The 12,854-nt window shown below is 72.4% G+C and carries 11 protein-coding genes; 9 read left to right on the top strand and 2 right to left on the bottom strand.

All coding sequences use genetic code 11. The annotated features are described in order from the left end of the window. The 9 genes from SSBG_RS18740 to SSBG_RS18780 all read left to right on the top strand — a co-directional run. A partial coding sequence (locus SSBG_RS18740; RefSeq protein WP_037870108.1) for a hypothetical protein occupies positions 1-1,054 on the top strand: 1,054 nt, incomplete at its 5' end. 194 nt (positions 1,055-1,248) lie between these two features. Beyond that, positions 1,249-2,550, top strand: coding sequence for an amidohydrolase (locus SSBG_RS18745; protein WP_037870109.1), 1,302 nt, complete (start codon positions 1,249-1,251; stop codon positions 2,548-2,550). Positions 2,551-2,852: 302 nt separating this feature from the next. Next, positions 2,853-3,926, top strand: coding sequence for a BMP family lipoprotein (locus tag SSBG_RS18750; RefSeq protein WP_008747646.1), 1,074 nt, complete (start codon positions 2,853-2,855; stop codon positions 3,924-3,926). Between the two features lie 224 nt (positions 3,927-4,150). Beyond that, positions 4,151-5,215, top strand: coding sequence for a BMP family lipoprotein (locus SSBG_RS18755; protein ID WP_008747647.1), 1,065 nt, complete (start codon positions 4,151-4,153; stop codon positions 5,213-5,215). Between the two features lie 337 nt (positions 5,216-5,552). Continuing rightward, on the top strand, positions 5,553-7,127 hold the full coding sequence (locus SSBG_RS18760) for an ABC transporter ATP-binding protein (protein WP_008747648.1): 1,575 nt from the start codon (positions 5,553-5,555) through the stop codon (positions 7,125-7,127). Further along, positions 7,124-8,356 carry an ABC transporter permease gene (locus SSBG_RS18765; protein ID WP_008747649.1) on the top strand — a complete coding sequence of 411 codons (1,233 nt, stop codon included), beginning with the start codon at positions 7,124-7,126 and terminating at the stop codon, positions 8,354-8,356. Before SSBG_RS18760 ends, SSBG_RS18765 begins: the two co-directional genes overlap by 4 nt. Beyond that, complete coding sequence (locus SSBG_RS18770) at positions 8,353-9,633, top strand: ABC transporter permease (protein WP_008747650.1); 1,281 nt, start codon at positions 8,353-8,355, stop codon at positions 9,631-9,633. Before SSBG_RS18765 ends, SSBG_RS18770 begins: the two co-directional genes overlap by 4 nt. Beyond that, positions 9,630-10,034: a cytidine deaminase gene (locus tag SSBG_RS18775; RefSeq protein WP_008747651.1), complete on the top strand. Its 405-nt coding sequence runs from the start codon at positions 9,630-9,632 to the stop codon at positions 10,032-10,034. The genes SSBG_RS18770 and SSBG_RS18775 overlap by 4 nt, the downstream gene beginning before the upstream one ends. 77 nt (positions 10,035-10,111) lie before the next feature. Beyond that, positions 10,112-11,392: a thymidine phosphorylase gene (locus SSBG_RS18780; protein ID WP_008747652.1), complete on the top strand. Its 1,281-nt coding sequence runs from the start codon at positions 10,112-10,114 to the stop codon at positions 11,390-11,392. Between the two features lie 77 nt (positions 11,393-11,469). On the opposite strand, the gene SSBG_RS18785 is transcribed toward SSBG_RS18780, so the two are convergent. Further along, positions 11,470-12,159, bottom strand: coding sequence for a PIG-L deacetylase family protein (locus SSBG_RS18785; RefSeq protein WP_008747653.1), 690 nt, complete (start codon positions 12,157-12,159; stop codon positions 11,470-11,472). A 37-nt stretch (positions 12,160-12,196) separates the two neighbouring features. Then, positions 12,197-12,640, bottom strand: a complete 444-nt coding sequence (locus tag SSBG_RS18790; RefSeq protein ID WP_420790316.1) for an MFS transporter — start codon at positions 12,638-12,640, stop codon at positions 12,197-12,199. Positions 12,641-12,854 lie beyond the last annotated feature (214 nt).

Raw genomic sequence — 12,854 nt, forward strand, 5'->3', positions numbered from 1 at the left:
GACCCTCGCCTTCGTGGAGAGCCCCGTCCAGCTCCTCAACGTCCTGGAATGGGCGCACGCGACCCCGGAGGCGGATCCCGCCGACGTCGTGCTCGTCGTGCTCTCGCCCACGGACCCCATGTCGCGCGGGCAGTTGCGGCGCATGGCCGAGTTCGCGCGCGGGGCGGGGATGCGGCTGCGGTGGGAGGAGGCGCGCGGCGGCAGCACGGCGCCCGTGCACACCGTGCGGGGGCTCGCGCCGCTGCTGCGCGGCGCGCGGCGCGTCGTCATCGGCGACCCCTTCTCGCGGTACGTGCAACTGCTGCTCACGCTCACCCGGGCGCGGCAACTCGTCGTGGTGGACGACGGCACCGCGACGATGGAGTTCATCACGCTGCTCGCGCGCGGCGAACCCCTCGTGCGCTGGCACCGGGGCGGGCGCGGCGGCCCCCGCGACCTGGCCTTCGCCCCCTTCGCGCGCACGGCCCGCCGCAGGCTCACACCGGGCGCGGGGCGTGAGGTCGGGCTCTTCACGTGTATGCCGGTGGACGGGGTGCCCGAGGGCGTCACCGTCACGCGCCACGACTTCGCCTGGACCCGTACCGCCTTCGGGCCGCCCGCCGTCCGCGCGGGCGCCGACCTCGTCGGCACCTCGCTGGTCGAGACCGGGGTCGTCGCCGAGGACCACTACGTCGCGGCGGTCGGCGCGCTCGTCCGGCACCACGGCGCGGTCCGCTACTTCGCCCACCGCAGGGAAAACACCACCAAGCTGCACCGCCTCGCCGTCGAGACGGGCCTCCAGATCGTCCGCCCCGACCTCCCGCTCGAACTCATCGCCCGCCGCGGCCCGATCGGCGCCACGGTGCTGAGCTTCCCCTCGACGGTCGTGCACACGCTGCCGCTCGCGCTGACGGGCACGGGCGTCCGCGTCGCGGTCTGCGACATCGACCCCGCCTGGCTCACCCCCGACGCCTCCCCCCGCGCCCCGAGCTTCCTGGCCGGCGTGACGGGCACGGCACGGGGGGTGCGGCGGATAGGGGTGGGGGGCGGGGGGGTGAGCAGGGGACGGCGGTGACGGACGGCGAGGGGCCGCGCGGCAGGCGGCGGCCGCGGGGCGGACGGCGTGCGAACGTCAGCACGTATAAGAACGGGGAATACCCACCTCTGGCGTCCACCATGCGGGATCGGGTGGAATTTCTTACGCCAATCCCGGTGAACTTTCTCGTTTGACTGGATAGTTGCCCCCCGCACCGCCTTACCCTTCGAAGGGTGAGCCACCTCGAAGCGCCCGAGACCGAAAACCCCGTCCCCACTCCCGCCGCAGCCCGCACGGCACCCTCCGTCACGGCCGCCGCCGCGCCGGGTGCCGCGCTGCCCGGGGCGCGCGCCGACTTTCCCGCCGGGCTGTGCGAGGAGCTGATCGCCTTCCGGCGCGATCTGCACGCGCACCCCGAGCTGGGGAACCAGGAGGTCCGCACGACCGGGGCGATCAAGGCCAGACTGGAGGAGGCCGGGCTGCGCCCGCGCGTCCTCAAGGGCGGCACGGGGCTCGTCTGCGACATCGGCGAGTGGGACGGGGGCCGCCCGATGCTCGCGCTGCGCGCCGACATCGACGCGCTGCCCATCCCCGACACCAAGGTCACCGCGCCCTACCGCTCCACCATCCCCGGGCGCGCGCACGCCTGCGGCCACGACGTGCACACCACCGTCGTGCTCGGCACCGCCCTCGTCCTCGCCGACCTGCTGCGGCGCGGGCTGCTCCCGCGCCCGGTCAGGCTCGTCTTCCAGCCGGCCGAGGAGGTCCTGCCGGGCGGCGCGGGCGACGCGGTGCGCGACGGGGCGCTGGAGAACGTGGGCCGCATCCTCGCCGTGCACTGCGACCCGAAGGTGGACGCGGGCCGCATCGGGCTGCGCCACGGGCCGATCACCTCGGCGTGCGACAGCCTCAAGATCTCCCTCGACGGCCCCGGCGGCCACACCGCCCGCCCGCACCTGACGACCGACCTCGTCACGGCCGTCGCCAAGGTCGCCACCGAGGTCCCCGCGCTCGTCGGGCGCCGCGTGGACACCCGCGCCGGGCTCGCGATCACGTGGGGCCGCATCGAGTCGGGGCACGCCACGAACGTCATCCCGCAGCACGCCGAACTCGCCGGGACCGTACGGTGCCTGGACCAGCGCACGTGGGAGACGGCGCCCGACGCGGTGTACGCGGCGATCGACGAGGTCGCGGCGCTCTACGGCGCGAAGACGCAGATCACGTATGTGCGCGGGGTGCCGCCCGTCGTCAACGAGGCGGAGTCGGCGGACCTGCTGCGCGACGCGATGACCGCGCGGCACGGCGCCGATTCGGTCGAGAGCACCGAACAGAGCCTGGGCGGCGAGGACTTCTCCTGGTACCTCCAGCACGTCCCGGGCGCGATGGCCCGCCTCGGCGTCCGCACCCCGGGCGACCGCCTCTCGCGCGACCTGCACCAGGGCGATTTCGACGTGGACGAGTCGGCGATCACCGTCGGCGTGGAGCTCTTCACGGCGGCGGTGCTGCTCGACGCGGCGGGGGAGCGGACGAGCTGATCCCTCCGGGGGCGGGGCGGGCCCCTTGTGGGGCTCCGCCCCACACCCCGCTCCTCAATCTCCCCCAGCCTTCGGCCGGGAGGTGTCCCCCGGAGGGGCTGGATTTTTGGACTGAGGTTTTCGGCCTGGCCCCCAAATCCCCCCTTCGTCACGCTCGTTCACCGTGCCGTAACGGGGCGTTGGCACGAATGGGTAACGCCTCGCCGAAGCCCTTCAACCCCTGCTTCTACGCGCGTTACTGTGCGCCGCGTCGAGAGCGCCGGCGAAACGTCGAACAGGCGCCTGGAGAAGGGGAGTTCCCCGTGGGTCACAAGTCGAGGTTCACCCGGGCCGCCGTGGGGGTCGCCGCGCTGGCGCTCGCCGCCACCGCCTGCGGGAAGACGAGTGGTGAGGCCGGGAAGGACGACGACGCCAAGAAGGGCGGTTCCGCCTCCTCCTCCGCCAAGGGCATCGGTCTCGCGTACGACGTCGGCGGGCGCGGCGACCAGTCCTTCAACGACTCCGCCTACTCGGGCTTCGAGAAGGCCCGCAAGGAGTTCGAGCTCGGCGGCCAGGACCTGGAGCCGCAGGACGGCGAGTCGGACGCGGACAAGGTCGCGCGGCTCACGCAGCTCGCCAAGCAGGGCTACAACCCGATCGTCGGCGTCGGTTTCGCGTACGCGCCCGCCCTCAAGGACGTCGCCCCCAAGTACCCGAAGACGACCTTCGGCATCATCGACGACGACACGGTGAAGGCGGACAACGTCGCCGACCTCGTCTTCCACGAGGAGCAGGGCTCCTATCTCGCGGGGGTCGCGGCGGCGAAGGCGACGAAGAAGAAGCACGTCGGCTTCATCGGCGGCGTGGACGTGCCGCTCATCCACAAGTTCGGCGCGGGCTTCAAGGCGGGCGTCGCCTCCGTGGACCCGAAGATCAAGGTCGAGGAGCAGTACCTCACCGAGAAGGCGGAGGACGGCGGCTTCTCCAGCCCGAACCTCGGCAAGGAGGCCGCGAAGGGCCAGATCGACAAGGGCGCCGACGTCCTCTACGCGGCGGCCGGGCTCTCCGGCCAGGGCGTCATCGAGGAGGCCGCCGCCGCGAAGAAGTGGGTCATCGGCGTCGACTCCGACCAGTACGAGCAGAAGCCGCTCGCGAAGTACAAGAAGTACATCCTGACGTCCGTCCTCAAGGACGTCGGCGGCGCGGTGTACGACCTGACGAAGTCGGTCGTGGACGGCTCCCCGAAGACGGGCGAGACCCGCTTCGACCTCGCCTCGGGCCGCGTCGGCCTCTCCGAGTCGAACCCGGAGTACGGGAAGATGACGGAGGTCACGGCGGCGGTGAAGAAGGCGGAAGCGGACATCAAGGCGGGCAAGATCAAGGTCCCGACGTCCTGACGCGGTAGCGCACGAGAGGGGCTGGGCACGCGCTGTCGCGCGAAAACCCAGCCCCTCCGGCGTTTGAGGAGCGGGGTCCGGGGCGGAGCCCCGAAAACGGCCCGCCCCCGCGGGGCACAGGTGGATAACGGGTGACCTGCGGGGGTTTTCCGCGTGTTCTACGCGCGTTACGCTGCGGCGGAACCAGCGCCCATCGGGGCGCCGCCACACAAGGAGTCCCGCTCATGCGCCGCCTGTCCCGAATCGCTGCCGCAGGCATTGCGACCGCCGCTCTCGCCGTCTCCGTCACCGCTTGTGGCGGTACCTCCAGCGACGCCGCCGCGGAGAAGGACAAGGGCGGTGACTCCAAGGCCAAGGGCCTCGCCCTCGCCTACGACGTCGGCGGCCGCGGCGACCAGTCCTTCAATGATGCCGCGTACGCGGGCATGGTGAAGGCCGAGCAGGACTTCAAGCTCAAGGGCGAGGACGTCGAGCCCAACGACGGCGAGTCCGACGCCGACAAGGTCGCCCGTCTCGACCAGCTCGCCAAGCAGGGCTACAACCCCGTCATCGGTGTCGGCTTCGCCTACGCGCCCGCCATCAAGGAGGTCGCGGCCAAGCACCCGAAGACCACCTTCGGCATCGTGGACGACGAGACCGTCCAGGAGAAGAACGTCGCGGACCTCGTCTTCCACGAGGAGCAGGCCAGCTACCTCGCCGGCATCGCCGCCGCGATGACCAGCAAGAGCGGCCACATCGGCTTCGTCGGCGGCGTGGACGTCCCCCTCATCCACAAGTTCGAGGCCGGGTACGTCCAGGGCGCCCGGTCGGTCGACCCGAAGATCAAGATCGAGAAGCAGTACCTCACCGAGAAGGCCGAGGACGGCGGCTTCTCCAGCCCGAACCTGGGCAAGGAGGCCGCGAAGGGCCAGATCGACAAGGGCGCGGACGTCGTCTACGCCGCCGCCGGTCTCTCGGGCCAGGGCGTCATCGAGGCCGCCGCCGCAGCCGACAAGTGGGCGATCGGCGTCGACTCCGACCAGTACAACCAGAAGCCGCTGGCGAAGTACAAGGACCACATCCTCACCTCCGCCACGAAGGACGTCGCGGGCGCGGTCTACAACCTCGTGAAGTCGGTGCAGGACGGCAAGCCCGCGACCGGCGTCGTCCGCGCCGACCTCGGCTCCGACGGGGTCGGCCTCGCCGACTCCAACCCGGAGTTCAAGGGCGACGCCAAGCTCCAGAAGGCGATCGAGAAGGCCAAGGCCGACATCGCCGCGGGAAAGATCAAGGTCAAGACCACCAGCTGACCCGCCCGCCGGGCCCGGACGGCGCGTATCGTCCGGGCACGCGTGCGGTACGGGGCCGGGGGAGCCCCGTACGGGAGCGGGCCCCCGCCGCCCGTACCGCCACAACTGAACCAGTGGATACCGCCACGCAACGGTGCCGTCACCGGCCCCGGGGAGGCTGAACCCGCCCCGGGGCCGCCCGGCACCCGCACCCGCTCCACCCTCCCGACACGTCCCGGGCCGCCGCACGCGGGCCCCCTTCCGAGGAGAATGCGCCATCAACGCGTCTCAAAGCCCCCCGGCCGGCGGCCCGGCGCCCGCGGTCGAGCTCCAGGGCATCACCAAGCGCTTCCCGGGCGTGGTCGCCAACCACGACATCCACCTCAGCGTCCGCAAGGGCACCGTGCACGCGCTCGTCGGCGAGAACGGCGCGGGCAAGTCCACGCTTATGAAGATCCTCTACGGGATGCAGAAGCCCGACGAGGGCACGATCCGCGTGGACGGCCAGGAGGCGGCCTTCGCCTCCCCGGCCGACGCCATCGCGCGCGGCATCGGCATGGTGCACCAGCACTTCATGCTCGCCGACTACCTGACGGTCCTGGAGAACACGGTCCTCGGCAGCGAGAAGCTGCACGGCATCGGCGGGGCCGCGCGCCGCCGGATCACCGAACTGTCCGAGCGGTACGGGCTCGGGGTGCGCCCCGACGCGCGCGTCGAGGACCTCGGGGTCGCCGAGCGGCAGCGCGTCGAGATCCTCAAGGTGCTCTACCGGGGCGCGACGACGCTCATCCTGGACGAGCCGACCGCCGTCCTCGTCCCGCAGGAGGTGGACGCCCTCTTCGGCAACCTGCGCGAACTCAAGGCCGAGGGCCTGAGCGTCATCTTCATCTCGCACAAGCTCGGCGAGGTCCTCTCCGTCGCCGACGACATCACCGTCATCCGGCGCGGTACGACGGTGGGCACCGCGGTGCCCACCGAGACGACGCCCAAGCAGCTCGCCGAGCTGATGGTCGGCAGCGAACTGCCCACCCCGGAGACGGCCGAGTCGACGGTGACGGAGCGCGAGCTGCTGCGGGTCGAGAACCTGCGGCTGTGCGCCGACGGCGGGCGTCCCGTGCTGGACGACATCGGCTTCACGATCCACGAGGGCGAAGTCCTCGGCATCGCGGGCGTCGAGGGCAACGGGCAGACCGAGCTGATCGAGGCGCTCATCGGCCTCCGGGGCGCCGACTCGGGCCGTATCGTCCTCGCGGGCGAGGAGATCACGCCGTGGCCGACGCGCAAGCGCCGCGAGCACGGCGTCGGCTACATCCCCGAGGACCGCCACCGCCACGGCCTGCTCCTGGACGCGCCGCTCTGGGAGAACCGGATGCTCGGCCACGTCACCGAGGCGCCGGCGGCGAAGGGCTTCTGGCTCACGCCGAAGGCCGCGCAGGAGGACACGCGCCGCATCGTCGAGGAGTACGACGTCCGGACGCCCGGCATCGACGTGACGGCCGGCTCGCTCTCCGGCGGCAACCAGCAGAAGCTCATCGTCGGCCGCGAGATGAGCCACACGCCGCGCTTCCTCATCGCCGCGCACCCGACCCGGGGCGTGGACGTCGGCGCGCAGGCGCAGATCTGGGACCAGATCCGCGAGGCGCGCCGCGAAGGACTCGCCGTCCTCCTCATCTCCGCCGACCTGGACGAACTCATCGGCCTCTCGGACACCCTGCGCGTCATCTACCGGGGCCGCCTCGTCGCCGACGCCGACCCCGCGCACGTCACCTCCGAGGAGCTGGGCTCCGCGATGACGGGCGCGAGCAGCGGCCACCTGGAGGAGGCCGCCCCGGCGCCGGACGCGTCCGCGCAGGACGCCCCCGCCGGCGCCGCGCAGAACCCCGTACCCCCGCAGACCGCCAAGGCCCCGCAGGAGAAGGACACCCCCCGATGAGCAAGCTCTCCGCGCAGAAACCGGGCGAGTCGCCGCAGGAGCCGGGCAGGCCCGCGGGGCCGGGCGGGCCGCAGGCCCCCGGCCGGGTCCACGGGCCCTCCGGCAAGAAGTGGGACTCCGAGCGGCTGATCCTGGCCACGGCGGGCCCCGTCATCGCCCTCGTGCTGTCCCTCGTCGTGACCGGCGTCGTCCTCCTCGCCTCCGGCAAGAACCCCGTCGAGCCCTTCCAGCTCATGTTCGAGCAGATCGGCTACTCGGACCAGCAGGTCCTGATCATCAACCAGGCGGGCGTGTACTACCTCGCCGCGCTCGCGGTCGCCGTCGGCTTCCGCATGAACCTCTTCAACATCGGCGTGGACGGCCAGTACCGCCTCGCCGCCTGCGTCACCGCGATCGCCGGTTTCCACCTCGCGCTGCCGCAGGTCCTCCAGATCCCCGTGCTGCTGATCATCGCGATGCTCACCGGGGCCCTGTGGGCCGGGGTCGCGGGCGTCCTCAAGGTCACGCGCGGGGTGAGCGAGGTCGTCGCGACGATCATGCTCAACTCGATCGCGACCGCGCTCATCGTGTGGCTGTGCCTCACCGACAACTTCGGCGTCCCCGTCGGCAACAACCAGACGACGGGCGCCATGGACAAGGCCGGCTGGTTCCCCGGCATCGGCATGGGCGACGCGGGCGAGATCTACGGCTTCGTCTTCGTCGCCGTCCTCGCGGGCGTCGTCTACTGGCTCGTCCTCAACCGCACCCGCTTCGGCTTCGACCTGCGCGCCTCGGGCGCCTCCGAGGAGGCCGCCGCGGCGAGCGGTGTCAGCGCCAAGCGCATGACGCTCACCGCGATGCTCCTCTCCGGCGCCGTCGCCGGGCTCGCGGGCCTGCCGATCCTGCTCGGCGACACGCACACCTACAGCCAGAGCTTCCCGAGCGGCCTCGGCTTCACCGGCATCACGATCGCCCTGCTCGGCCGCAACAACCCGCTCGGCATCGCCGCCGCCTCGCTCCTGATCGCCTTCCTCGACAAAGCCTCGTCCGTCCTGGACTACAACGGCTACGAGAAGGAGATCGCGACGATCATGCAGGGGATCATCGTGATCGTCGTCGTCGTCTCCTACGAGCAGGTGCGCCTGTGGGGCCTGCGCCGCCAGCAGCGCCGCGTCGGTCTCGAACTCGCGGCAGCCGCTGCCGCCGCCACCCCGTCCACCGAGGTCAAGAAGGAGGCGGCGGCCCGATGAGTACGCCCACCACCGCACCCGAGAAGCCGGGGAGCCCGGCGGCCGCCCAGGCCGCCCCCCGCGCCCGCCGGAAACTCACCTGGCCCGTCGTCCTGCTCCTCGTCGCCGGGCTGCTGCTCCTCGTCTCCGTCGTCCGGCTCGTGACCGGCGCCGACGGGATCACCTCGACCGGGCAGATGTCCGCCGCGCTGCGCCTGGCCGTGCCGATCGGCCTCGCCGGGCTCGGCGGCCTGTGGGCCGAGCGCGCGGGCGTCGTCAACATCGGCCTCGAAGGCATGATGATCCTCGGCACCTGGTTCGGCGCCTGGGCCGGCTACCAGTGGGGCCCGTGGACCGGCATCCTGCTCGGCGTCGTCGGCGGCGCGATCGGCGGCCTGCTGCACGCGGTCATCACGGTCACGTACAACGTCAACCACATCGTCTCCGGTGTCGCGATCAACATCCTCGCGCTCGGCGTCACCCGCTACCTGTCGATCTTCACCTTCGCCGAGGCGGACGGCGGCACCTCGAAGCAGTCCCCGCCGATCGACTCGCTCGGCACCTGGACCGTGCCGGGGATCGCGGACGGGCTCGGCGACCTCGCCGACAAGCACTGGTTCCTGGTCTCGGACCTCGCCGGACTGGTCGGCGGCGTTCTCACCGATCTCTCGCCGCTGACCCTGATCGCCCTGCTCCTCGTGCCGTTCACGTGGTGGGTGCTGTGGCGCACGAGCTTCGGCCTGCGGCTGCGCTCCTGCGGCGAGAACCCGGTGGCCGCCGAGTCCCTCGGCGTGGACGTCTACCGCTACAAGTACCTCGCGGTGATCATCTCCGGCGGGTTCGCGGGCCTCGGCGGCGCCTTCCTCGCCCTCGTCTCCTCGAACATCTACCTGGAGGGCCAGACCGGCGGGCGCGGCTACATCGGCCTCGCCGCGATGATCTTCGGCAACTGGATGCCGGGCGGACTCGCCCTGGGCGCCGGGCTCTTCGGCTACACCGACTCGCTCCGCCTGCGCGGCGGCGGGGAGAACGTGCACGCCGTGCTGCTGCTCCTCGTCATCCTGCTCGCCTTCGCCGTGGCGTGGCTCGGGTGGCGGCGCAAGTGGCTCGCGGCAGGCGTCACGACGGTCGTCGGCGCGCTGCTGCTGGTGTGGTACCTGTTGAGCGACGAGGTCCCCTCGCAGTTCGTCTCCATGGCGCCGTACGTCGTGACACTCCTCGTGCTCGCGCTCTCGGCCCAGCGGCTGCGGATGCCGAAGGCGGACGGGATGCCGTACCGGAAGGGCCAGGGCGGATGACGGTGGCGGAGCCGGGCGCGGACTTCGACTGGGACGGGCTCCGCGAGAGCGCCCGCACCGCGATGCGTGCCGCGTACGCCCCGTACTCCGGCTACCGCGTCGGGGCCGCCGCGCGCGTCGCGGACGGCCGCACGGTGAGCGGCTGCAACGTCGAGAACGCGAGCTACGGGCTCAGCCTGTGCGCCGAGTGCGGGCTCGTCTCGCAGCTCCTCCTCTCGGGCGGCGGGCGGCTCACGCACTTCACGTGCGTGGACGGCGAGGGCCAGGTCCTCATGCCGTGCGGGCGCTGCCGCCAGCTCCTGTACGAGCACGGCGGCGAGACCCTGCTCCTGGAGACCGCCGGGGGCATCCGCACCCTCGCGCAGCAACTGCCCGACGCCTTCGGGCCGCACAAGCTCTGACCCGTAGCGGGTATCAGTCATGACGGGCCCGGCGCACGCGCCGGCCGGTACCGTCTCACCATCCTTGGGAGCCGTCAGTGGACGTCATCTCCGTCATCCGTACGAAGCGCGACCGGGGGGAGCTGAGCGAGGCGCAGATCGACTGGGTCGTGGACGCCTACACGCGCGGCGCCGTCGCCGACGAGCAGATGTCCGCGCTCGCGATGGCGATCCTGCTCAACGGCATGACGCGCCAGGAGATCGCGCGCTGGACCGCCGCGATGATCGCCTCGGGCGAGCGCATGGACTTCTCCTCGCTCAGCCGCCCCACCGCCGACAAGCACTCCACCGGGGGCGTCGGCGACAAGATCACGCTGCCGCTGGCACCGCTCGTCGCCGCGTGCGGGGCGGCGGTGCCGCAGCTCAGCGGGCGCGGCCTCGGCCACACGGGCGGCACGCTCGACAAGCTGGAGGCGATCCCCGGCTGGCGCGCGAGCCTCACGAACGCCGAGCTGATGGACGTACTGGACTCGACGGGCGCCGTCATCTGCGCGGCGGGCGACGGACTCGCGCCCGCCGACAAGAAGCTCTACGCGCTGCGCGACGTGACGGGCACGGTCGAGGCGATCCCGCTCATCGCCTCCTCGATCATGTCGAAGAAGATCGCGGAGGGCACGGGCTCGCTCGTCCTGGACGTGAAGTGCGGGTCCGGTGCCTTCATGAAGAACGAGGCGGACGCCCGCGAACTCGCCGAGACCATGGTCGGCCTCGGCACCGACCACGGCGTACGGACGGTGGCGCTGCTCACCGACATGTCCACGCCGCTCGGCCTGACGGCGGGCAACGCCCTGGAGGTACGGGAGTCGGTGGAGGTCCTGGCGGGCGGCGGCCCGGCGGACGTGGTCGAGCTGACGCTCGCGCTGGCGCGGGAGATGCTGGACGGGGCGGGCCTGACGGACGCCGACCCGGCGAAGGCGCTCGCGGACGGCTCGGCGATGGACGTGTGGCGGCGGATGATCACGGCGCAGGGCGGCGACCCGGACGCCGAACTGCCGGTGGCACGGGAGCGGCACGTGGTCACGGCCCCGCGCGACGGTGTCCTGACCCGCCTGGACGCCTACGACGTCGGCGTCGCGGCCTGGCGCCTCGGCGCCGGCCGCGCCCGCAAGGAGGACCCGGTGCAGGCCGGGGCGGGCGTCGAACTCCACGCGAAGCCGGGCGAGCCGGTCCGTTCCGGCCACCCCCTGCTGACGCTCCACACGGACACCCCGGACCGCTTCGCGTACGCGCTGGAATCGCTGGAGGGCGCGTACGACATCGAGGAAACCGGCGGCCTGATGGCCCGCCCGATCGTCCTGGACCGTGTGGCGGCGGGCTGAGCCCCGGCCAATCCAGCCTCTCCGGCGTTTGAGGAGCGGGGTCCGGGGCGGAGCCCCGGGGGAGGCCCGCCCCGGCGTCAGGGAACTTCTGGCCCGCCCCCACCGGTCTCGTACCACTCCGTCCCCAGCAACCGCCCCCGCTCCTCCCCCGACATCGCGGCCAGCCGCCCAGGAGCCGCCCCCCGCACCACCTCGCTCCCGTGCGCGAGAATGGCCGCGTACTTCCGCTCCAGCCAAGGCCGTACGTCCAGCCGCAGGTCCGCCCGCTCCTCCGGCAGGACCCGCGGCGCCTGCCCGGCCCGCAGCAGGGCGCCCCAGTCCCGCAGCGCCGACGGCGGGTGCGTCGCGCACCACAGCGGGAGCCCCGCCGCCTCGGCCGCCCCGGCGGCGACCTCGTGCGTGCGCACGTGGTCGGGGTGGCCGGTCAGGCCGCCGAGCGCGTCGTGCGTCACGATCACGCCGGGCCCGAACTCGGACACGTACCCGCCGAGCCGCGCCACCGCGTCCTCCAGCGCGGCGTCCAGCAGCCGCACCTCGCCCGGCGCCGACTCCGGCACCTTCGCGTCCGCGTACCCGAGGAACCTCGGCGCCCCGGCCCCCAGCACCCGCAGCGCCTCGGCGAGTTCCGGCTCGCGGTGCGTCCCCGCCGTCCACGTCGCCGTCACCACCCCGGTGCGCCACCCCGCTTCGGCCGCCCGCGCGAGCAGCCCCCCGGCGGACAGGGACTCGTCGTCGGGGTGCGCGAAGACAGCGAGGAGCGCGGGCATGGGGGCAGCGTAGGGCCCGTGCGGGGGCGGGCCGCGCTCACGGGGCCGCCGGGGCCACCGCTTCCTCGCGCCGCTCCGCGAGCCGCCGCCGGTCCATCGCGCGCCACTCCGGCAGCAGTCCCGCGAGGCTCGTCGTCAGGAGGTACACGGCGCCGAAGAGCAGCAGGACGGCGGCGAGGGGGCCCACGCCGAGCAGCCCGCCCGCGAGCAGCCCGCCGAAGGGGATGCCCGCCCAGGCCAGGGCCGTGACGAGGCCGTGGACGCGCCCGAGGAGCGGGCGCGGCACCCGCTCGATCTGCACGGCCCCGAGGATCGGGTTGAGGAAGCCCGCGCCGAGGCCGGACACCGCGAAGACCGCGACCACGAGCCACAGCGGCACGTCCAGGGCGAGCACGAGGTAGCGCGGCGCGCCCGCCAGGAAGTAGCCGACGAAGAAGACGGGCCGCCTGCGCAGCCGGTGCGCGTACACGGAGGCGATCACGCTTCCCGCGACACCCCCGGCCCCCATGGTGGCGCCCACGAGACCGATCGCCCCGACCCCGCCGCTCGCGTCCCGTGTCCTTCCTGGATCATCACGGCGTATGTGATTTTGTCTTTGGGTGTTGTTGATGCCTACCATTACTTCACTTTGTTCTTTGTTGTTCTCGGTGTTGGTTGTTTTTTTTTTTTTTTTTTTTTTTTTTTTTTTTTTTTTT

The organism is Streptomyces sp. SPB074 (assembly GCF_000154905.1).
Lineage (GTDB): Bacteria > Actinomycetota > Actinomycetes > Streptomycetales > Streptomycetaceae > Streptomyces.

What these genes read in the sequence shown, in the direction of transcription:
- SSBG_RS18755 (WP_008747647.1), top strand. Translation starts at nt 4,151, where the DNA reads ATGCGCCGCCTGTCCCGAATCGCTGCCGCAGGCATTGCGACCGCCGCT.
- SSBG_RS18765 (WP_008747649.1), top strand. Translation starts at nt 7,124, where the DNA reads ATGAGCAAGCTCTCCGCGCAGAAACCGGGCGAGTCGCCGCAGGAGCCG.
- SSBG_RS18770 (WP_008747650.1), top strand. Translation starts at nt 8,353, where the DNA reads ATGAGTACGCCCACCACCGCACCCGAGAAGCCGGGGAGCCCGGCGGCC.
- SSBG_RS18775 (WP_008747651.1), top strand. Translation starts at nt 9,630, where the DNA reads ATGACGGTGGCGGAGCCGGGCGCGGACTTCGACTGGGACGGGCTCCGC.
- SSBG_RS18785 (WP_008747653.1), bottom strand. Translation starts at nt 12,159, where the DNA reads ATGCCCGCGCTCCTCGCTGTCTTCGCGCACCCCGACGACGAGTCCCTG.